Origin of the sequence: Methylocapsa polymorpha (assembly GCF_045689225.1) — a bacterium.
GTDB lineage: Bacteria > Pseudomonadota > Alphaproteobacteria > Rhizobiales > Beijerinckiaceae > Methylocapsa > Methylocapsa polymorpha.
Genome location: NZ_CP136862.1, coordinates 1,429,229 through 1,450,447, shown reverse-complemented (window position 1 = coordinate 1,450,447; position 21,219 = coordinate 1,429,229). Strand labels below are relative to the sequence as shown.

The 21,219-nt window shown below is 62.0% G+C and carries 20 protein-coding genes and 1 pseudogene; 9 read left to right on the top strand and 12 right to left on the bottom strand.

Annotated features, from left to right (window positions below; all coding sequences use genetic code 11):
• Positions 1-4: 4 nt before the first annotated feature.
• Positions 5-1,291: a selenium-binding protein SBP56-related protein gene (locus RZS28_RS06775; protein WP_407340569.1), complete on the bottom strand. Its 1,287-nt coding sequence runs from the start codon at positions 1,289-1,291 to the stop codon at positions 5-7.
• A 338-nt stretch (positions 1,292-1,629) separates the two neighbouring features.
• Here RZS28_RS06775 and RZS28_RS06770 point away from each other — a divergent pair.
• The 5 genes and pseudogenes from RZS28_RS06770 to RZS28_RS06750 form a co-directional block, all read left to right on the top strand.
• Positions 1,630-2,511, top strand: a pseudogene (locus tag RZS28_RS06770) (MBL fold metallo-hydrolase); the annotation flags it as partial.
• A gap of 198 nt (positions 2,512-2,709) precedes the next feature.
• Complete coding sequence (locus RZS28_RS06765) at positions 2,710-3,984, top strand: alpha/beta hydrolase-fold protein (RefSeq protein ID WP_407340568.1); 1,275 nt, start codon at positions 2,710-2,712, stop codon at positions 3,982-3,984.
• 427 nt (positions 3,985-4,411) lie between these two features.
• Positions 4,412-5,023: a GNAT family N-acetyltransferase gene (locus tag RZS28_RS06760; protein ID WP_407340567.1), complete on the top strand. Its 612-nt coding sequence runs from the start codon at positions 4,412-4,414 to the stop codon at positions 5,021-5,023.
• An 88-nt stretch (positions 5,024-5,111) separates the two neighbouring features.
• The gene (gene ftsE / locus RZS28_RS06755; protein ID WP_407340566.1) at positions 5,112-5,774 is read left to right on the top strand and encodes a cell division ATP-binding protein FtsE; all 663 of its coding nucleotides are present in this window, start codon (positions 5,112-5,114) and stop codon (positions 5,772-5,774) included.
• A gap of 40 nt (positions 5,775-5,814) precedes the next feature.
• Complete coding sequence (locus tag RZS28_RS06750) at positions 5,815-6,789, top strand: cell division protein FtsX (RefSeq protein WP_407340565.1); 975 nt, start codon at positions 5,815-5,817, stop codon at positions 6,787-6,789.
• 120 nt (positions 6,790-6,909) lie between these two features.
• Here the strand turns inward: RZS28_RS06750 and RZS28_RS06745 are convergent, their stop codons facing one another.
• Positions 6,910-7,566 carry a response regulator gene (locus RZS28_RS06745; RefSeq protein ID WP_407340564.1) on the bottom strand — a complete coding sequence of 219 codons (657 nt, stop codon included), beginning with the start codon at positions 7,564-7,566 and terminating at the stop codon, positions 6,910-6,912.
• Complete coding sequence (locus RZS28_RS06740; protein ID WP_407340563.1) at positions 7,563-8,924, bottom strand: histidine kinase; 1,362 nt, start codon at positions 8,922-8,924, stop codon at positions 7,563-7,565. Before RZS28_RS06740 ends, RZS28_RS06745 begins: the two co-directional genes overlap by 4 nt.
• A gap of 334 nt (positions 8,925-9,258) precedes the next feature.
• On the opposite strand from RZS28_RS06740, the gene RZS28_RS06735 reads away from it, so the two are divergent.
• Positions 9,259-9,702, top strand: a complete 444-nt coding sequence (locus tag RZS28_RS06735) for an SRPBCC family protein (RefSeq protein WP_407340562.1) — start codon at positions 9,259-9,261, stop codon at positions 9,700-9,702.
• Between the two features lie 32 nt (positions 9,703-9,734).
• Positions 9,735-10,307 (top strand): DUF3280 domain-containing protein, encoded by a 573-nt coding sequence (locus RZS28_RS06730; protein ID WP_407340561.1) that lies wholly within the window; start codon positions 9,735-9,737, stop codon positions 10,305-10,307.
• 62 nt (positions 10,308-10,369) lie between these two features.
• Here the strand turns inward: RZS28_RS06730 and RZS28_RS06725 are convergent, their stop codons facing one another.
• From RZS28_RS06725 to RZS28_RS06715, 3 genes are read right to left on the bottom strand one after another with little or no spacing between them, the layout of a single operon-like run.
• On the bottom strand, positions 10,370-11,737 hold the full coding sequence (locus RZS28_RS06725) for an ATP-binding protein (protein WP_407340560.1): 1,368 nt from the start codon (positions 11,735-11,737) through the stop codon (positions 10,370-10,372).
• Between the two features lie 37 nt (positions 11,738-11,774).
• Positions 11,775-12,515, bottom strand: coding sequence for a response regulator transcription factor (locus RZS28_RS06720; RefSeq protein ID WP_407340559.1), 741 nt, complete (start codon positions 12,513-12,515; stop codon positions 11,775-11,777).
• Complete coding sequence (locus tag RZS28_RS06715; protein ID WP_407340558.1) at positions 12,512-13,054, bottom strand: MarR family winged helix-turn-helix transcriptional regulator; 543 nt, start codon at positions 13,052-13,054, stop codon at positions 12,512-12,514. Before RZS28_RS06715 ends, RZS28_RS06720 begins: the two co-directional genes overlap by 4 nt.
• Positions 13,055-13,356: 302 nt before the next feature.
• Between RZS28_RS06715 and RZS28_RS06710 the strand changes: the two genes are divergently transcribed.
• Both RZS28_RS06710 and RZS28_RS06705 read left to right on the top strand, forming a co-directional pair.
• Entirely contained in the window at positions 13,357-14,244 is an 888-nt protein-coding gene (locus RZS28_RS06710; protein WP_407340557.1) for a branched-chain amino acid aminotransferase, read from the top strand.
• Between the two features lie 19 nt (positions 14,245-14,263).
• Entirely contained in the window at positions 14,264-14,560 is a 297-nt protein-coding gene (locus RZS28_RS06705; protein ID WP_407340556.1) for a hypothetical protein, read from the top strand.
• Between the two features lie 4 nt (positions 14,561-14,564).
• Here the strand turns inward: RZS28_RS06705 and RZS28_RS06700 are convergent, their stop codons facing one another.
• From RZS28_RS06700 to RZS28_RS06675, 6 genes are all read right to left on the bottom strand, one after another.
• A complete protein-coding gene (locus tag RZS28_RS06700; RefSeq protein WP_407340555.1) occupies positions 14,565-15,281 on the bottom strand; it encodes a glutathione S-transferase in 717 nt (238 codons plus the stop codon).
• 42 nt (positions 15,282-15,323) lie between these two features.
• On the bottom strand, positions 15,324-16,106 hold the full coding sequence (locus RZS28_RS06695; protein ID WP_407340554.1) for a TIGR01458 family HAD-type hydrolase: 783 nt from the start codon (positions 16,104-16,106) through the stop codon (positions 15,324-15,326).
• Positions 16,107-16,157: 51 nt separating this feature from the next.
• A complete protein-coding gene (locus tag RZS28_RS06690; protein WP_407340553.1) occupies positions 16,158-17,261 on the bottom strand; it encodes a dihydrolipoamide acetyltransferase family protein in 1,104 nt (367 codons plus the stop codon).
• Between the two features lie 19 nt (positions 17,262-17,280).
• A complete protein-coding gene (locus RZS28_RS06685) occupies positions 17,281-18,261 on the bottom strand; it encodes an alpha-ketoacid dehydrogenase subunit beta (protein WP_407340552.1) in 981 nt (326 codons plus the stop codon).
• The gene (gene pdhA / locus RZS28_RS06680; RefSeq protein ID WP_407340551.1) at positions 18,254-19,351 is read right to left on the bottom strand and encodes a pyruvate dehydrogenase (acetyl-transferring) E1 component subunit alpha; all 1,098 of its coding nucleotides are present in this window, start codon (positions 19,349-19,351) and stop codon (positions 18,254-18,256) included. The genes RZS28_RS06685 and pdhA overlap by 8 nt, the downstream gene beginning before the upstream one ends.
• Before the next feature lie 271 nt (positions 19,352-19,622).
• Positions 19,623-21,209: an efflux transporter outer membrane subunit gene (locus tag RZS28_RS06675; RefSeq protein WP_407340550.1), complete on the bottom strand. Its 1,587-nt coding sequence runs from the start codon at positions 21,207-21,209 to the stop codon at positions 19,623-19,625.
• Between the last annotated feature and the right edge of the window lie 10 nt (positions 21,210-21,219).

Genomic DNA, 21,219 nt, shown 5'->3' with positions numbered 1-21,219 from the left:
GCGGTCAGGGCGAAGCCTTGCCGGCGGCCCCAGAGAATTTCATGTGATGCGGCCGTCCGAGCTTTTCCTTGAAAAAGTCGATCTCGAATTTAAGGTTCAAGTCCCTGCCGTCCCAGTCATAAGCGCGCAGCACCTGCTCGTTGTCGGCGCCTTTCTTGTCCCAATTCGCCAGAAGCGAAGAGGTGATATAGACGCGCTTTCCATCCCAACTTTGCGAAATCATATTGACCTGCTTGCCGGTGGTCTTCTCGTAGACCTGGACCGGATGTTCAGGATCAGAAATGTCGAACAAATGCGTCTTCCCGTCCATGAACGTATTGACCCACAAGTTCTTGGCGTCGGCGGAAATCGAGATGTCCACGGGGAGCGGGATCTTGGAGGGATCGCCGATGGTTCCGACTTCCTTGGCGCGCCACTCGTTCTTGTCGTCGCGGTTGATGAGCCAGAGCTTTGAGGTCAGGGCCGTGGCGGTGATGGCCCAATCGTCGCCTTCCTTGAGCGACCAGCGGATTTCGAGCGGCGCCCCCGGCACGGCGAAGATTTTTTCCGGCTGCATGGATTTGAGATTCCACAAAACCATAGTATTGCCGAAATTCTGCATCGCTTCGGCGTCGTTAACGAGCTGGCCGAGGTCGCGCATGTAATTGTTCCAGCCGGTGAAGCTCGATGTCAGAATGACATTCTTTTTCGGATTGATCGCAATGTCGTAGCCATAGCCGTCGCCGCCGTCTTCCGAGGGAATCGGATGGGCGGAGAGGAATTCTCCCTTGTTGTTGTAGACCGCGAGGCCGGTCACTCCGTCATGCGTTGTGTTGGATAAGGCGCCGATAACCATGCGGCCGGGGATTGCGTAGAAGGTGTGGGGACCGACATAGCCGGTCTGATCGGGCAGATCGTCAATCGTCTGGACGAGCTTGGGGTTGGATGGATCGGTTCCGACGTCGAAGACGAAGATTTTGCTGTCATCGAGTCGTCCGGCCCAAAGATATTTGCGATCGTCCGTGAAGCCCATGTGATGCGCCTCGCCTCGGCCGCCGACTGAAACCGTATTGACCACCTTGCCATAGGTCTTTGATTTTGGATCGACGTCAATCGTCACGAGCTTGTCGGATTCGTCGCCCAGCCCTTTTTCTCCGAGCGCCCAGACGTGTAAATAGGCTTCCTGCCCTTTGACCAGCGCCGCGGTATAGGGCGACAGGCAGGTCTCATCCGCCTGCGCCAGGGGCGCAACGCCCGCCAGAGCCGCGACAACCAATCCCGCCAGCAGCGGGCGCGCAACTAACCTTTTCATCCTTCGCTCCCAGTTCGCTCTCATGTCGCGGGCGTCGATATATGGTAAAGGTTTCGCTTGCCCCTTTTTCCCGCGTTATCAGGAACCGCCAGACCAGGAAATTGGTTCAACTCAAACGTGGCGGCAGCGCCGCGATCTTGAATATTCCGCGCTCAATGCCGCTCATTCTGCGCGCTGGCGTCCGCGCCGCCCCGCCATATGTATCTAATGAAAGCCGGGGGCGCGAAGGCGTCAACCGATCAATGCCGCCCAAGAAGAGCCCCAAATCCGCGACGGGACCCCGGAATCCCTTAACTGTCGCGGGAATTGCGAGATCGATAATGAGCATTGCGAAACCGAAAAGACCTGACGTCAAAGGCTTTTTCGAAAAGCGCACTTTCAGCGTCCAATATGTGGTCTCCGACCCGGGCACCAAAAAATGCGCAATTATCGATCCGGTTCTCGACTTCGACGAGAAATCCGGCTCGACCGCGACGGAGTCGGCCGATGCGATCCTGCGCTACGTCGAGGCGGAGCGCTTGGAGCCCGCTTGGATTCTCGAAACCCATCCGCACGCCGATCACCTCACGGCGGCGGCGCATCTCAAGCGGAAGACCGGCGTCGCGACGGCCATTGGCGAACGTGTGATCGATATCCAGAAGTTCTGGAAGGACATCTTCAATTGGCCGGATTTTCCGGCCGATGGATCGCAATGGGACCATCTCATCGCCAATGGCGAAAGGCTGAGGCTCGGCGACATCGAGATTGAGGCGCGGCTTTCGCCAGGTCATACGCTAGCCTCGGTCACCTATGTCGTTGGCGACGCCATTTTCGTTCATGACACGCTTTTCATGCCCGACTACGGCACTGCGCGGGCGGACTTTCCCGGCGGCGACGCGCGAGTCCTGTGGCGCTCGATCCAGGACATTCTCGCATTTCCGGATTCGTTTCGAGTCTTTACCGGCCACGACTACCAGCCGCATGGCCGCGAGCCTCTCTGGGAAAGCACGATCGGCGAACAGAAGACCGGCAATATTCATGTCGCGAAGAGGACAGAAGCGGAGTACACGGCGCTTCGCCAGGCCCGCGACAAGACCTTGACGATGCCGAAGCTCATTCTGCCGGCGCTGCAGGTCAACATTCGCGGCGGCCTCCTGCCAGAGCCGGAATCCAATGGACGGCGCTATTTGAAAATTCCGCTCGACGCTTTCCCTGGCGCGGTCTGGGACGAACAGCATTGACGCAAGGCGTCCTCGCGGAGCGAGCCGATCGACGCCTTCGCCCTCATTTGCCGATGGGTAGTGGGTCAGTTTGAATTTCAGATTTGGGTGGTAGGCGGACATTGCCCTCAGTCCCTGAGTGGACGGCGACTGAGGTGCCTGGCTTTGACTTCGAAGCCTCGTCCTGCTGAGATTTAATGCCGACGAAGAAACGCTTCGATGATCGTTGCAGAACGTGTGCTTGGGTACCTTCATCCATTGCTGGCTGGGCTCGCGGACGCGCCCGGCGACGAGCCTGCTTTCTGGGGGCGAATGGCCGATGAGCGCACGCCGCTGATCGAGCCCGATCCGGCCTCGCCGGGCTTTAGCCTAGTGACCTACGTGTTCCGCGACCCAGACGCCGCGCACGTGGTGTTTGATGACACCCGGTTCCCGCAGGAGGTGTCGGACTTTGTGATGGAGCGCATCCCCGGCACCGGGGTCTGGCACACTACTTATCGCTACCGCAACGATGTGCGCGCCGCCTATTACTTCCAGCCCAACATGCCGTTGGTATCCGTAAATTGCGACGAAACGGAATATGTGGCGTTCTGGGAGTTCCTCCGCGGCGTCCCGTCGAAGCCGGACCCCAACGCTCGCGAGACGTTTGTCAGTTGCGCCGGCGACGGGCTGCCCGACAACGTCGCCTCTATCCTGTCGCTGCTGGACGCGCCCGATCAGTCGATCATCGAGGAGCGCCCTGGTCTTGCCCGTGGTCGAGTCGAGGAGTATCTCCTGAAAAGCGAGGTGCTGAGCAATGACCGGCGCATATGGGTCTACACGCCGCCGGGATACGCATCGGACGAGCGAGCCTATCCGCTGATCGTCGTCTTTGACGGCGCCGCTGCCCTGTCGGTCATGCCCACCCCCCGCATCCTCGACAACCTTTTGGCGGATGGACGCATCGCGCCGGCCGTCGCGGCGTTCATCGGCAACGCCAACGACAGGTCCCGCGCCGTCGAACTGGCTTGCAATGAGGATTTCGCTCAGTTCATCGAGACCGAGCTGATCCCCTGGGTGCGGGACCGGTACGGCGTTTCGCGGGACCCCAAGGACGCCTTCGTCACCGGCTCCAGCTACGGGGGCCTTGCGGCGCTATGGCTCGGCTTGCGGCTGCCGCATCTGATCGGCAACGTAATCAGCCAGTCGGCGTCGCTGTGGTGGGGGCCTGGGGTGGATCTCGAAAAACCGCCGTCGCTGTGGCGCTATACGCCCGGGTGGCTCACTGATCAGTACGCTAGCGCGCCGCGCCTGCCGCTGCGCATCTGGATGGAGGTCGGGCTGATGGAGCTAGAGGACCGTATGGTCAGGACCAACCGGCGAATGGCGGCCGTGCTCCGCGAGAAAGGCTACGACGCGCTGACCTACAGCGAGTTCGCGGCTGGCCACGACTGGTCGCACTGGCGGGTCAGCCTAGCCCAAGCGCTAACGTTGATGCTGCCGCCGATACCGTAGGCGATCGTAAGCAAGGGGTCAAAAATCCTTATCGGCACATCGCCGAGAGAGACGTGTCGTAGGTCCTCTTAGAGTCTGATCGCAATCTTTTCAGCCAATTTCAGCGGATTGTGCCGAAGAAATACAGCAATGTTTGGGCTTAAAACGCGTATAACCCAATGATTTTAATGGGCACGGCAAAACGTGCCATCGGTAAGTGATCCAAAAGACTCAGAAAGATTGCGATCAGACACTTAGAGTCGGAACCCGAAATTCAAACTGACCCACTACCGGCCGATGAACATTGTTGCGCGCCCGATCGAACGGCGTCATGATTCGCGCTTTATTGCACGGCTCTAGGCGTAGAGATCGGGTTGAACAGCGGCCCCGCTCCAGCGAATTCTCTCCTCGGGCTTTGCGTCGCAAAGAGGCGTCGGATTCATCGGTCATGCTCCAAAGCAAACGGTCGGCCAAAGACCGAGACGTAACTCCCGAGCTGCTTGGACCGAGCGATTATCAAGCTTTGGCTGAACATCTGAGCCGCCAGAGCGCGGAGTCCGATCGCTTTGGGCTGGCCGATCACCTGCCTTTTTCTGGCGCGGCCGACGCTCAAGACCCCGCCCTCCGCGCGCGACGGCTCTCCCAATGGGCGCGAGGGCCGAACGAACCTGGTTGGCAAAGGACATGGGCGGTCCGCAATGGCGGCGTCGGACCGATTGTTGGCCATCTCGACCTCACCGGACCCGAGTTCAAAGCCGAGTTGCACCGCGCGAGGGTTATTCTCGGAGTCGAGGCCGCCTATCGAAGGCGAGGCGTCGGAGAGCGGTTGCTTCGCGAAGCGATCGCCTTTGCGCGCGACGCCGGGCTCGCCTGGCTCGACCTTTGGGTCTTCGCCCATAATGCGCCGGCCTTGGCGCTCTACCGGAAGATCGGCTTCGTCGAGATCGGGCGATTTCCGGATCAGTTCCGCACCCGCCAAATGTCGATTGACGACATCGCCATGGCCTTCCGGCTCGATCCGCATCTGCCGCACGGCGTGTTTCCAACCGTGTCACGGTAATGATAAATGATAGGCTTGGATCGATTCGACGCTAGGTTGAAATCGGTCTAGACGAGGAGCTTTCAGGGCAGCGCAAACGAGGTCTCGCTTGGTCCGTTTTGAAAATGTCGGCCTGCGCTATGGGATGGGAGCGGAAATCCTAAAGGATATAAGCTTTTCGATCGAACCCCAGTCGTTCCAGTTTCTGACCGGCCCTTCCGGCGCCGGGAAGACCACCCTTTTGCGGCTGATTCTCCTTGCCCTTCGACCGACGCGCGGGCTGATCACTTTGTTCGGCCGCGACGCCCTCACGCTCGACAAAGGCGCGATCACCGATCTCCGGCGGCGAATCGGCGTGGTTTTTCAGGACTTTCGCCTCCTCGACCATTTGACGACCTATGAGAACGTCGCCTTGCCCCTGCGCGTGCGCGGCAAGGACGAGGCGACCTATCGAGGCGAGGTGACGGAGCTTCTGCGCTGGGTTGGGCTCGGCGATAGAATGCACATCCTGCCGCCGGTGCTTTCGGGCGGCGAGAAACAACGCGCCGTGATCGCGCGCGCCTTGATCGTGCGGCCGGAGCTTCTGCTGGCCGACGAGCCAACCGGCAATGTAGATCCTAGCCTCGCGCGCCGGCTGCTCCGGCTCTTTACCGAACTGCACAAGTCCGGAACGTCGGTCGTGATCGCCACCCATGATCTTGGCTTGATGGACCAGTTCGACGGCGCCCGCCGGCTCGTCCTCGGCGACGGCCGCCTCCACATTTTCGACTGACCTTGATGATCAAGTGGAGCGCCATGGCGCGAGGCGATCGATGAGCATCTTCACAGACGTGTGGCGGCGGGCGCAGGCGATGCGAGCCGACCGGCGCGCGGCGGACGAGACCGACATCAGGCCCGACATGGCGCTGGTGCCGGCGGCCTCAATCGCCGGGCGCGCGCTCGTCACCGTCGTCGCCATCATGACCTTTCTCGCTTCGCTCACCGCCGGGGCCGCCATCCTGATAGCCGACGCCTCGCGCGGCTGGCAGGATCAGGTCGCGCATGAAATGACGATCCAGATCCGCCCGACGATCGGACGCGACATTGAGGCGGACGCCGCGAAGGCGGCGGAGCTCGCCCGGAAGATGCGCGGCGTCGCTGCGGTTCGCCCCTATACGAAGGATCAGTCCGAAGCGCTCTTGCAGCCTTGGCTTGGCACGAGCCTTGATCTTTCCGAATTGCCGGTCCCCCGCCTGATCGTCATCGCCCTCGATCCCGAGGTGCGCCTGGACGCCGCCATCTTGCAAAGGCGGCTCGCCGAAACGATCCCGGGCGCCAGCGTCGACGATCACCGGCTCTGGCTTGAACGCCTTGCGATCATGGCGAAGACCGTCGTTCTCGTCGCGGCAGTGATCTTTGCGCTGGTCTTGATTGCGATGATCCTGGCGGTGGCCTTCGCCACCCGCGGCGCCATGGCGGGCAATCGCGAGATCATCGAGATCTTGCATTTCGTCGGCGCCGCCGACGACTATATTTCGCGCCAGTTCCAGCGGCATTTTTTCCGCCTCGGCTTGCGCGGCGGCGCGATCGGCGGGGGCTCGGCGATTCTCGCCTTCTTCACGGCCTCGACGCTATCCGCCTGGTGGCGGGCGACGCCCTCCGGCGACCAGGTCGACGTCATGTTCGGCGATTTCGCGCTCGGGCCGAACGTGTATGGCGCGATCGTGCTCATCGCCGCAGGCATCGCCATCGTCACCGGCTTCGTCTCGCGCGTCATCGTGTTCCGGCATTTGCGCGATTTGAGTTGAAGGCGCTCTGGAGCCTTCCCGATCAAATGGAATTCTCTGACCGGCAAGGAATCGCTCAGATTCCAAAGAGCTGGACCATGTTTTGATCGAAAAAGTCGACCAAATTTTTCGGAACAAGCTCTAGGCGGACGGCGGCGGCGCGACAAGGCCCTCGCGCAGGCCAAAATACAAGAGTTCGATATCGGAGCGGACCCCGAGCTTCTGCTTGATGAGAGAATGGTAATTCGCCACTGTCTTTGGGCTCAGGTTGAGCGCCGCCGCGATCTCAGCTGCGGGGCTTGCTTCGAGAAGCAATCGCAGAATTTCAAATTCTCGGGGTGACAGGGAATTTAGCGCCGAAGCGTCGCCGCTGAGCCGCGCAAGAGCCAGTTCCTGGCTGACGTCTGGCGAGATCGCCTTCCTTCCAGCAAAGACATCGACGATTGCCTCCGCCAGCAACAATGGATTGCTGCTCTTGGTGATGTAGCCTTTGGCCCCGGCCTGGAAAGCGTGCATTGCGTAGACCGCGTCCTGATGCATCGTGAAGACGACGATGCGCGCCGAGGCGTCCCACGCCCGAAGCTGTCCGATGAGGTCGATGCCGCCGCGGCCCGGCATAGAGATATCGACCACAACCACGTCGGGTCGGAGCTCCTTATAGAGTTGATAGGCCGTTCGGCTGTCGGTCGCCTCCGCCACGACCTCTATGCCCGGCTGCTTCGCCAGAAGGCGGCGATAGCCTTCCAGCACGATGGCGTGATCGTCGACAAGCATCACTCTGATCGTCTGCGCCATCACGCGACCTCCTGCGCCGTGAGCGCGATCGGGATGATGACGGAGAGCTTCGCGCCGGCGGACGCTTCGCTGCGCAAGTCCATGCGGCCTTTGAAAATGGCGACCCTCTCGCGAATCCCGGCAAGGCCCGCTCCCGCCCCTGCGTTCTCATGCGGGCCGAGGCCTTTCCCGTCGTCCTCGATGGTCAATTGCACGGCGCTCTCCGCCGATGGGGCAGGATATCCGTTGAGCCGTTCGAGCGTCACATTGACGTTCCGCGCCCCCGCGTGTCTTGCGGCGTTGGTCACGCCTTCCTGCGCAATGCGAAAAATGGTGACGGCCACGGCGTCGGGCAATTCATGTAAATCGCCTTTTTCCGAAAACGTAAAACGGGTTGCGCCTAGTCGGCCATTCCAGCCGACGACTAAATCTTTTAGGCTCTCGACCAGGCCGATTTCATCAACGACGGCGGGGCGCAACCGAGCGAGCGTATTGCGCAATTCGTTCATCATGTTCATGGCGATTTGCGACAAGCTGACGGCCTCCGGCATCAGCTCCGGGCACGCGATTTTGGCGGTCGCCCCAACAGACGCGGCGATCGCGTTGATCGCCGCCAAATTTTGCCCAAACTCGTCATGAAGTTCTCGCGCCAAATGGCGACGCTCCTCCTCTTGAGCGATGGCGAGCCGGCGAGCGAGTTCCGCACGCTCGGCCATGGCCGTCTCCAGCCGTGCGGCCATGCGATTGATGACTTCGCCGATCCGTTGCAACTCGATTAATGGAACCTGCGGGAGCCGATAGGACAGGTCGCCGCCGGCAAGCCGGTCGATTCCCGCCTGGATAGCGAGAGTCGGCCGCAGAGCGCGATCGATGGCGAAATAGACGATCACGCTCAAAAGCGCGATCGCGCTTGCCGTCACTGACATAATTCGCCGCGTTTCGGTCCATGCGCGCGCCTCGCCAAGCGTCGGATCGAGCGAGACCTCGATCGTTGCAATCGCCTCGCCGTGGGTTTCGATCGTTCGCCGCACCGGGCGCACGGGTGAGAACACTGTGCGGTAAAGAGCTGAAAACCATTGCGGGGTGGCGGCGCTTGAGGCGGCTACGCCGAGGCAGCTGGCGTAGACTTGCTGGCGATCGGCGTTTTCGAAACGTATGCAAGCGCCCTCGTCGAGCAGTTTATCCGCGAGGAACCCCCAATCCGGAAGTCGTTCGTCGTGATCGAATCCAGTCTGGAAGCGAACCGGCTGCAAGCTCAGTTTGCCCGCCATCAACTCAACCTTCGCCTTCAGCCCGTGGTTCATATCCATGCGTGTTTCCGTGATGACAAAAGCCGCGGCGGCGAAGGCGCAGGCAAGCGCGCCCAGCGCAACGCGAATCATGACGGAAACCTTTAGGTTCAGCGGATGGATTGTCCTCATTGCAAATCTCGAGCGCGACGCGTTTGTCTTGTAAGCATCATCTCGTGAAAACTCGCAATTTCCAGATTGCCCGTAAAGCCCATGGGAGCGCGCTCGGGAAATTTTCCCGATCTTCGCAGGGCCTACATCCGAAGCTTTCACGGCGGTCCAGCTCTATTGTTTCAGCGTCGTCGGCAGCCGCCGACAAGTCCAAGCCTCAACTGGAGCGATGCGCCTATCGAGTACTGCGCTGGACGGCTTGGGCCTGCGACTCATGCCGTTCAATCATCAAGCCGACTACGCATAAGGTGGTTCAATGCTCACGAAGCAACCCATAACGAAGAAGTTGAACGCGCCAGCCGAGAAAGCTTGGGAAGCGATAAGCCGAATAGGAAGGTTGGATATATGGTTTCCCATCATCGCGACCTGTTCGGTGGAAGGAGATGGGGTCGGCGCTTGCCGGAGGATGACGACGAGTGACGGCGGAGAGATAACGGACATTATTCAAGAAATAGATCACGCAACAAGGCGGCTTGCTTATCTCAGAGTGAAATCGCCTTTTCCGGTGACATGCTATCAAGGAACGGTCGAAGTGTTTGATTCCTTCGACTCATTGGCGGTCATTGTTTGGACCATCGAATTCGAGTCTGATCCCAAGGACAGCGCGTCGGTCGCCGAACTGGTGAAGGAAGCGATAAGCGCCGGTCTCGATGGGATGGAAAGAGACCTGCAGTCTGATTTCGCGTTGTCCAAGAAGTGACGTTGTCCCTACGGCGACATCAGGAGCAAAGCATGAAGGTTCGAACATTGGCGTCAGGCCGCCTCCAGCAATTGCTTGTTCTCGGGGCATTTCTTATGGCGTTGCTCGCGCCCGTCACGGGACGATCCGAGCCGAAGCCGCCAATCAAACTAGCCGTATTTGATTTCGAACTCGACGACTTCTCCGCCGGGGGGCCTCTCGCGGGCGAAAGCCCGGTGGAGACGGAGATGCTGCGGCGCGTTACCGCGCTGGCGCGCGAGCAGCTTGCGCAATCCGGCCTTTTCGAGATCGTTGATGGAAGCGCTTCGGCGAATGAAATGGTCAAGACGCACTGGCTGCGAAAATGCAACGGATGCGAAGCGAACATAGCGCGCGATCTCGGCGCGGAAATGTCGTTCATCGCCTTCTTTCGCAAGATCAGCGTGATGGAGCAATATTTGGAGTTTCGAATCCGAGACGCGCGCACTGGGGCGCTCATAAATGCGTCGCAGACGGATTTACGCGGCGAAACCGACGAGTCATGGAGTCGCGCTATTGTTTGGCTGATCAGATACCGGCTTGTGGAGCCAGAGCTGGCCCGCCGGACTCGCGAACCGTCGCGATGACGGGAAACTGCCGAAGGCTTGAAGATAGGCGGGCCGGGCCCAAGGCGCCAAGAAACATCCCATCACACCGGCACCCGGACCGTCGCTCTCAAGCCTCCCAAAGGGCTGTCGCTCAATGTGATGTCGCCGCCATGCGAGCGGGCTATGTCGAGCGCGATCGCGAGGCCTAGGCCCGTGCCGCCCAGATCCTGGTTGCGGGATTCGTCGAGGCGGACAAAGGGCCGGAAGACGTCCTCACGCCGAGCCGGGGGAATGCCTGGCCCGTCATCGTCGACATGAATCGTCAAAAAGCGCTCGTCGCGGCTGGCCTCGATCGAGACATGCTTGGCGTGGCTTTGCGCATTGCCGATGAGATTGGACAAGCAGCGCTTGAATGCGTCCGGCCGGACCGCGACGACCGGATCGCCGCTGAACGCGATCTTCACGTCATGGCCGCGCCGCTCGGCGGCGAGACGCAAGTCGTCGAGGAAATCGTGCATGTCGATTTCCGCCGCGCTTTCGCCCGCGGCCCCCCGCGCGAAGGCGAGATAGGCTTCGAGCATGCGCTGCATCTCCTCGACGTCCCTTTGCAGATCTTGGGTTTCATCGCTTTCCTCCAGCATGGCGAGGGAAAGCTTGAACCGCGTGAGGATGGTGCGAAGGTCGTGGCTCACGCCGTTCAGCATGGCGGTGCGCTGCTCGAAGGCGCGCTCGATCCGCCGCCTCATCTCGATGAAGGCGTAGCCGGCCTGCCGCACCTCCCGCGCGCCTCGCGGCCGGAACTCGGGGTCGCGCCCTTTGCCGAAGGCCTCCGCCGCGCCGGCGAGGAGGAGAATGGGCTTGATCTGATTGCGCAGGAAAGCGGTGGCGACCACGATCAGCACGAAGGATGTGCCGACCATCCAGAGAAGGAAAATATGCGAGTTCGATGCGTAAGCCGCACTGCGATAGGCGACCACGCGCAAGATCGCGTCCTCGAGCTGAATGCGGATCTCGATGAAGGTCGATCGCCCGACCGTATCGAGCCAGAAGGGCCTGCCGATCTGACGTCTGATTTCATTGGAAAGAGCCGCGTCGACAATCGAGAAGAAGGGCTTCGGCAGCGCCGGCGGCAGGGGCGCCAAAGGCAGAAACTCAATGTCGATCTTCAATCGCTCCTGGGCGATTCGAACAAGGGCGTTGCGGGCCATGTCCTGTGGCTCGGCGTGATAAAGATCGATGATCGCGGCTATGTCCTGCGTCAGCACTGTCGAAAGCCGGTTGGTGACCAGCTGCCAATGCCGCTCCATGAAAACATAGGTGAGCACGCATTGCAGGATTACCATCGGCGCGATGACGATCAGGGCCGAGCGCGCATAGAGGCCCTTCGGCAGGATGGCCGCGAGCCAGCGCCAAAACCCCCGCCACCAGGAGCGCGGCTGCTCGAAGGCGGCTGGGAAAGAGATGCTCAAGGGCGCCCCTAGGTTCAGCGATGATTTCGCCGCCGGATCACCGGTCGACAAGCAGACGGTAGCCGGCGCCACGCGCGGTCTGCAAATGCAGCGGATTGGCAGGGTCGCGCTCGATCTTGCGGCGCAGGCGATTGACCTGGACATCGACCGTGCGCTCATTCCCGGCGACCCCGGAGCCTGCCAGCGCCTCACGCTGCACGGTTTCGCCGGCGTTTTCGGCGAGAAGCCGCAGCATGTCGCGCTCTCGATCGGTCAGCCGGACGATCTCGTCGCGCTGGCGAAGCTCGCCGCGCTCGAGATCGAAGGTGAAGTCGCTGAAGCGAACCAATGTCACGGGCCCAGGCGCCGCGCGCGGCTGCGCCCGGCGCAGAATCGACGCTATGCGCAATGAAAGCTCCCGCGGTTCGTAGGGCTTGCCGAGATAATCGTCGACGCCGGATTCGAAGCCGCGCACCCGGTCTTGCGCGTCCGTGCGGGCGGTCAGCATCAGAATGGGAACATGCGCGAGCTCCGACGCGTTCTGGCGCAATCTCGTCGCGAAATCGAACCCGTTTTCGCTCGGCATCATGACATCGAGCACGATGAGATCGAAAGCGAGGCTCTTGAGGCAGGCCATGGCGTCGGCGGCGTCCCCGGCGGTCGTGACGCGATAGCCCTGATCGGTCAGGAAACGCGACAGCAAGGCGCGGATTCGCCGATCGTCATCAATGATCAAAAGATGTGCGGCGTCGTCGGCGGGCGCGGCGTTTGTCGATCCGATAGGCGAACTCCGAGTCACCTTCGCAGTCCTGTGACGGCCGTGGCCCGGCTTGAGGCGATGAGGGCCGCGACCTTGTCTCTTTCGCTTGCATCGACCATGGCGAGGAGAAAATCGATCGCGTCCGAATGCGCCCGTTCGGGCAGCTGTGCGAAAACGCGGCTGAAGCGCCTCGACTGCAGACGCGCAACGTCGAGCGCCAAAGCCTTGCCGCGTGCGGTCGGGAATAATTGGCGTTGCCGACGGTCCTTTACGCCGGGATGGGATTCGACATAATCCTCATCGAGCAGTTCCTTCAGGACGCGGTTGAGGCTTTGTTTCGTGATTTTCAGGATGTCCAGCAGCTCGGCGATCGTCAGCCCCGGACGCCGGTTGACGAAATGCAAGACCCGGTGGTGGGCCCGGCCCAAGCCGAAATTCTCAAGTAAATGATCGGCGTCGCCGACAAAATCACGATAAGCGAAAAACATGAGTTCGATCAGGTCGAACAGCGGCTCGCAGGCCCCCGTTCCGGCCTCGCCCTCGACATGGGGCTCTTGTAAGGCGCCCAGAGGAGCCATTGCGCCCTGAAGAGCCGCCTTCTTGGAAATTATTGAGTCCAAACCAACGCCCTTATGGCAGTATTATTGACATATTTCAGGAAAATTGTTAATCGTCAAGATCTAAGCGGACCTTGAAGAATCTTGCAGAATTTTGAAGCTCCGGCAATATTTACCAGCAGTTTTTTCAGGACCGTCGATATTGCTATGTCCTCTTTTTACGTTAAGCCGGAGTGAGGGACTCTCTCGAAGGACGTCTGTCCGCGCGGGCGTCCTTATAGACTTGACAACAAACTCAACACGAAGCCCGGGAGGAGCGATCCATGGCTGCTTTGCCTTTCGACCAGCGCGACGGCTATATTTGGATGAACGGCAATCTCGTCGCCTGGGCGGACGCCAAGCTGCATGTTCTCTCGCATGGCCTCCATTACGCCTCATGCGTATTCGAGGGCGAGCGCGCCTATGGCGGCCGCATCTTCAAATCGACCGAACATTCCGAGCGCTTCAAGACCTCCGCCGAGCTGCTCGATTTCGAGATTCCCTATTCGGCCGCCGAGCTTGACGCGATCAAGCAGCTCGTCGTCGACAAGAACAATTTTCAGAATTGCTATGTCCGCCCGATCGCCTGGCGCGGCAGCGAAATGATGGCGATCTCGGCGCAGAACTCCACGATCCATGTCGCCGTCGCGGTCTGGGACTGGCCAAGCATGTTCGACATCGAGCAGAAGATGAAGGGCATTCGGATCGATATCGCGGACTATCGCCGTCCCGATCCGGCGACGGCGCCCTGCCGCGCCAAGGCCGCGGGCCTCTACATGATCTGCACCATCTCGAAACATCGCGCCGAGCGGCGCGGCTATGCCGACGCGATGATGCTCGACTGGCAGGGACGCGTCGCGGAATGCACCGGCGCCAATATTTTCTTCGCGTCGAAAGGCGCCATTCATACGCCCATCGCCGATTGCTTCCTCGACGGCATAACGAGGCGCACGGTGATCGACCTCGCCAAGCGGCGCGGCATTGAGGTCATCGAGCGGCGCATCATGCCGGAGGAGCTTGCCGGTTTCGACGAATGTTTCATCTGCGGCACGGGCGCCGAAGTCACGCCCGTCTCGGAAGTTGGAGCCTACAAGTTCACGCCTGGCGCGCTGTCCCGCGCGCTCATCGACGATTATTCCGCCGAAGTGCAGCCGAAGCAGAAGGCGGCGTGAGGGCGCGCCGCTCCTCCCCATGATCGCGAAGCTGGTGGGGCAAGGCTTCCGAGCTCTCTGCTATGCGGCGCTGGCCGCGCTTGCGGGATCTTTCGCGATCATCGCCGTATTCTCCGCGGGCAATCTATGCTCGCGGATCGACGAAGGTCAGGTTGTTTGTGAGACGCTTGTGCTGACTCGCGTCGCCGAAGCCGCGACGGCGGTCGTTCTGCTAAGCGTCTTCACTCTGGCGCCGCTCGTGCTCGCGCTTTGCGGGCTGATCTTCCTCCTGCGCGATGGGGCTCGTCGCTGGCGCGCGCCGGCGCGGCGCGGCTGAAGCGTTAGCCGTCCAGCTCGGGATAATGGCGAAAGATCCCTTCCTCGTTGAACGCTAGCCGGCGGTCGCTGTCGAGATAGGCGCGAATGCGCGGACGTTGCGCAACCGCCTTGTGCAGAGCCGCGACGCGTGGAGCCTCGCCGAGAGTCCGCTTCATCCGCCGTGGAAAAGCATAGAGCAGGCCTTCGACAAGCTGAAACAGCGACAGGTCCGCATAGGTTACGGCCCTGCCCACAAGATGCGCGTCGCCGTCTGGATTGCGAACGAGGATTTTCTCGAACCAGCTCAGGAACTTGGGAATCCGCTCCTCGCGAAAATGCTTGGCGCGGCGGAGCGCTTCCGGCTTCTGTTCCTCGTAATAGAGTTCCCCGCTCAAGGGATGATGCGTGTCGTGGACCTCCGCGACCAGGTCGGCGATGGTAAGCTGAATCTGGTGAGTCCAAAGCCGCTGCGCCTCGTCTTTCGGAGCGAGGCCGAGGCGATCGCCGAGATAGAGCAGGATGGCGGAGGTCTGCCCAATTAGGATGTCTCCATCCTTCAGGAAAGGCGCCGCAAATGGCGGATGGACGATGTCCTGTCGTTCCAGAAAGGCCATAAGCGCATCTACGCCGTCCGCGCCGCGAGCTATGTCGATATAATCGGCGCCTGCTTCTTCCAACGTCAGCCGGACGAATTCGCCGCGTCCTTGAATGCCGGGCCAATAGTAGAGTTCGTAAGCCATGTTCAAGCTCCCTGCCTCCTCTACGTCATGACGGACGCTTCCTTAATTCAACAGCAGCTCAACGGCGGCCTTCAGATTCTCAGCCACATAGGTCGGTCTTTGGGGAAGATGCTCCTCCTGTCCAGGCCGGTATTTCCCCGTCCGCACGAGAATGGCCTTTAGGCCCGCCGCCATGGCTCCGCCGATGTCGGCCTCGGCGTCATCGCCGATCATCACGACATCCTCGGCGCGGCGCCCGAGGCTCTCGACGGCAAGCTCGAAGAAGGCGGGCGCGGGTTTTCCAAGCACGGTCGCTGTTTTGCCCGAAGCATATTCGAGTCCGATGACAAACGCGCCGACGTCGAGGCTCAACTCGCCGTCATGGTCGAGGAAGTTGCGATTCTTCGCCAGCGCGAGAAATTCGGCCCCGTGATGGATCTTCCGATAGGCCTGATTCAAAAGATCATAGGTGAAGAACGCGCCCGCGTCTCCGACGACGACGGCCTCGCCATCTCCGGGCGGCAAGCCCGCGAAATCCTCATGCAGGTCCGGATGCACGAGGAGAAATGGCGTGAGGTTCCGGCGCGCGAGGAAGTCATGCGCCAAAGCGGCGGGCGTGAAGACATCCTCGATCGCGACCTCGAGGCCCAGTTGCGCGAGATCGCCGACAATCCGACGCCTAGGCCTTCGGGTCGTGTTGGTGATGAATTTGAGCGGGATGCGCGACTCCCGGATTTGGCGTATCGCCTCGAGAGAACCCGGCAAAGCCGCCTTGCCGACATAGACGACGCCGTCGAGGTCGAGCAGAACGCCTTTGACCTCACAGCGCCTTGGCTTGCTCATCATCGTCTGCGGCGCTTGCGCCCCTCTGTCATCTTGGCAAATCGGACGAATTTCTTACGATGCGCGCTCGAGATCCGCTTTGAGCGCAGCGAGGAACCGAGCGGCCTCGCCGCCGGTCACAACGCGGTGGTCGAAAGTGATTGACAATGGCGCGACGCGCCGCACCGCCGCCTGGCCTTGGCGCGCGACGACGCGTTGATCGATGCGGCCGGCGCCCACGATCGCGACTTGAGGCGGCACGACGACAAGGTTTGCAAAGCGGCCGCCGATCATGCCGAAGTTGGACAGCGTGATCGTCGCGCCGCGAAGCTCCTCCGGCGGGATTGAACGCGCGGCGACGTCGGCGCGCAGGCGCTCCAGCCCCGCGCGCAAATCCCTTGGATCGCGTTCGCCGACATTGCGCACGACGGGCACGATGAGGCCGCCCTCCGTGTCGACCGCGACGCCGACGTCGATCCGCTTGATGAGCCGCCGCTCGCCCGCTTCGGCATTGTACCAGGCGTTGAGCGACGGTTCGGCCTTGCAGCCCGCCGCAAGCGCGCGCATGAGGCGTATGGTGACATCCTCGCTCTTCCCCCAATCGTCGATATCGGCCTCGTCTGTCACGCTCGCCGGGACGACGCTAGCGTGCGCCGCAGTCATGCGCTGGGCCATGGCGCGCCGCATGCCTCTCAATCCCTCTGCAGCGCCCGCATCAGCCACGCTTTTGGCGGCGCGCTCAACGTCGGCCGTCGTAATCGACCCGCCGGGTCCCGTGGCCTGAACGAGATTGAGATCGACGTCGAGCTTGCGCGCGAGCGCCCGCACCGCCGGAAGGACATGAAAGCTCTGCGGCCGCGCGGGCTCGGCGGGTGCATTGGCGATGGCCGGTTTTGCTTCCTCACGCGCCAATTCGCCGACGACCGTCCCCGAGTCCTGCTCGACGCCCTCGGCGAATTCCACGAGCGGCGCGCCCACTTTCACGAGATCTCCTTTGGCTCCGAACAGCCGAAGGATGCGGCCGGCGGTCGGAGAGGGCACTTCGACGACGGCCTTATCGGTTTCGACCGAGACGAGCGGCTGATCGGCGACCACATGATCGCCTTCCGTCACATGCCAACCGACAATCTCGGCCTCATCGAGGCCTTCGCCGAGATCCGGCAAGAGAAATGCGCGCATGGGAAGCATCCGGTGAGGTTCAGCTGAACTCGCAAGTCCTGCGGGCGGCGTCGACGATGCGGCCAACCGACGGCATGTAGTGTTGTTCGAGCCTTGGAAGCGGCGTAACCGTGTCATAGCCAGTGACGCGGACGATCGGAGCGAGAAGCGAGGCGAGCCCGCGCTCGGCTATGCAGGCCGCGATCTCGGCGCCGAAGCCGCCAGTGCGGGCGGCCTCGTGGACGATTACGCAGCGTCCGGTCTTCGCTACAGAGGCCAGCACGGCGTCCTCGTCATAGGGCTTCAGGGTGGCGAGATCGATCACATCCGCGCCGACGCCCCCGGCGGCGAGTTCATCGGCGGCCGCCATGGTCTCTTTCAGCATGGCCCCCCAGCTGATCAGAGTCACGTCGCGGCCTTCGCGCAAGACAAAGGCGACGTCGAGCGGCAAGGCCTCGCCATTGTCCTCGACCTGACCCTTCGCCGCCCGATAGATGCGCGTCGGCTCGAGGAAGACCACAGGATCAGGATCGCGGATGGCCGCAAGCAGGAGCCCATAGGCGCGTTCGGGCGAGGATGGGATGACCACGCGCAGGCCCGGAATATGGGCGAGCATAGCCTCGGCGCTTTCGGAATGATGTTCGGGAGCCCGAATGCCGGCCCCAAAAGGTGCGCGTAGGACCATCGGGCAGGTGAGCCGTCCCTGGGTGCGGTTGCGCAGCCTCGAGGCGTGGTTCGCCAGCTGATCGATGCAGGGATAGATGAAGCCCATGAACTGGATTTCGCCGACGGGCTTCAGGCCTTGAGCGGCCATGCCGACGCAGAGGCCGCCGATCAGCGCCTCGGACAAGGGCGTGTCGATCACGCGATCGGCTCCGAAGCGCTGCTGCAGGCCGACGGTGGCGCGAAACACCCCGCCATTGACGCCGACATCCTCGCCGAGCACGACGACATCGGGATCCTCCTGCATGGCGCGGGCGAGCGCGAGATTGACGGCTTCGACGAGCGTCGCCTCAGGCATCGGATGCTCCTTCAAGCTCTCTGCGCTGGCCGACATAGGCGTGCGGGAGTTCGGCATAGAGATGGTCGAACATGGACTCCGGTGGGCGAGGCCTCGTCGCCAGATAGCGCGCGACCGCCGCCTCGACGCTTTCCTGACATTCGGTGGAGAGCCGCTCCTCGTCTTGCTTGCCCCATGCGCCCATGTTGACGAGATATGTCCTGAGGCGCGCAATGGGCTCCTCTTTCCAACGCGCCTGAACATCCTCCGGCGGTCGATAGCGCGCGGCGTCATCGGCGGTCGTGTGGTCGCTGAGCCGATAGGTCACAGCCTCAATGAAGGAAGGGCCTCCGCCAGCGCGGGCGGCGGCGATGGCGCGCTCGGCCGCGGCGCGCACGGCGATGACGTCATTGCCATCCACCTGCTCGCCCTCAAAGCCTGCGGCGATCGCCTTTTGAGCCAGCGTCTCGGACGCTGTTTGCAATTTGAGCGGCACGGAGATGGCCCACTGGTTGTTGGCGACGACGAACACCACGGGCAGCTTCCAAACGTTGGCGAAATTCATCGCCTCCCACATGTCGCCCTTGGAGGTTGCGCCGTCGCCGCACATGCAGACGGCAACCCTCGGCTCCCTCCTGAGCTTGAAGGCGTAAGCCACGCCCACCGCATGCGTCGTCTGCGAAGCGACGGGGATGCAGACCGGGAAATCATGCGCCGGCCCCGAAGTAAAGCTGCCGCGCTCGTCGCCGCCCCAGAAGAGCAGAATCTCCTCCAGCTTGACCCCGCGCCAAATCTGCGCGCCCGTATTGCGGTAGGATGGCAAAAGCACGTCCTCGTCGCGCATCGCGCTGGCGACGCCTATCGAAGCCGCTTCCTCGCCGAGCGAAACGGGGTAGGTCCCGAGCCGTCCCGTGCGCTGCAGCGCGACGGCCTTGAGGTCGAAAGCGCGGGTGAGCGCCATGGCGTGCAGGAGAGGGATCAGCAGGCTGGCGTCGGCGGCGAAGGCTGGGGGGCGCCCCCGGATGACGCTATCGGGGCCGAGATAGCTGCGGCGGCGCACCTCGAAACGCGCGATCACGGGAAGCTCTTCGTCCATCAATTGCTGTTCCATGATGCCGCCGTCCTAGCTGTCGCAGCCGCCTCGCGGTGGACTTGAACTCTGGGGGCGCTCCCCTCAACCCGGTCTCCCTTAGCGGGCTAAGCCGCCTGGGCGCCGGGCTGCGAAGGCCGCCAGCAAGTTCTTCCTCCCCCCAACGGCAACGCGCAGCTTCGCCGACTGGTTGCGTGAAGTTCACGGCTGCCGACGCGCGGCGCGGGCCGGCGCGCAGCTTTGTGGGGCAAAAAGGATGCGCCCGAACTGTCGAGCTCTGGATAGGCAAAGGTCAGCGCAAGGGGATGGCTGCGGCGACGCTGGTTGCGTCCTCGTTCGGATAGGTCAGCTCCCAACCGCCGCCTAGAGCCTTGTAGAGCTGCACGAAATCGGTCGATACGGCGGTCGCGCTTTGGGCATGTTGCAACTCGGCCTGCAATACGGTTCGTTCCGCGTCGAGGACGGTGATGAAGTCGCCGACGCCATTGTTATAGCGCGAGCGCGAAAGCATCAGGGCTTGGCGGGAATGGTCCACCTGCGCCTTCAGACTCGCGCGCCGCTCCTGCTCGGTCCGATAGGCGACCAAGGCGTTGACGACCTCGTGCCAGGCCTGAAGCACGGTTTTGTGATAGGCGATATAGGCCTCTTGCTGCTGGGCCTCGCGCAATTCCAGGGTCGATTTGAGCCGGCCGCCTTCAAAAATCGGGAGCGAAATGCTTGGGCCGAGCTGATATTGCAGCGAGCTGCCCTTCCAAAGGTTCTTCAGATCGAGCGCATTGAACCCGACGCTGCCATTGAATTTCACGCTCGGGTAGAAATCGGCGACGGCGACGCCGATATTGGCTGTCGCGGCGTGAAGCTCCGCTTCCGCCCGACGGATGTCCGGGCGGCGGCGGGCGAGTTCGGATGGGACGCCGAGCGGCGCGCGCGGCGGCGTGGGCGGGATGGGCTTGGCCCTTGCCAGCTCGCTTCTCAAGGATCCTGGAGGCTCGTCGAGGAGAAGGCTCAAGGCGTTGATATAGGATGATTCCTGGTTTTCCAGGGTTGGCAGTTGCGCGCGGACGCTCTCCACTTGGGCGGCGGCGTTCTCAACGTCGAGCCCGGTCGTCAAACCCTTTTCCGCGCGGGTTCGAGTCAGCCGCAGAATGTCGTTCGAGCTGACGAGATTGGCGTTTGCAATCGCGATCTGCGTTTGCGCGCCGCGCAGCTCGATATAATCGCGCGCGAGTTCCGCCAGGGTCGCGACCAGCGTGTCGCGGCGCTGATATTCCGAGCTTTCGACCTCCGCCTCCGCCGCTTCGATCTGGCGCCTGACATGGCCCCAGATGTCGATCTCCCAAGAGGCGTCGAAGCCAACCTGATAAATGCTTATCGGCGGCACTTTTATGGGCGCGCCGGTGAAACCGCTGGCCAGGCTCAAGATTCCGTTCTGGCTCAATAATTCGCGTTGATAGGAGGGGCTGAAATTGACGCTCGGGAAGGCGGCCGAGGCGGTGACCCCGCGTTGGAACCGGCTTTCGGCAAGTCTGACACTCGCCGATTGCACATCGAGATTGGCGCCGACGACGCGGCTGGCGAGCGATGTCAGGATCGGATCGCGAAACGCGGCCCACCATTCTGGATCGATCTGCGCGCTATTGCTCTTCGTGGGGCCGCCGGGCGGAAGGCTTCCTACCGTGCTGATGGCGGGCTCCGGCTTCCCGAAGAACGAAGTTGGGGGCAACAAAGGGTCCGGCGGCGAGAAGTCTGGCCCGACCGAAAGGCAGCCGCATGTCAAGAGCAGAGGCAGCAGCGCCGCCAGCATAGCCAGGCGGCGTCGAGGGGCGATGCTCGGTCCGGTTTCAGACCTGGAGCCCGAGTGAAAATCGGCTGGGCGCATGAACCGCTCC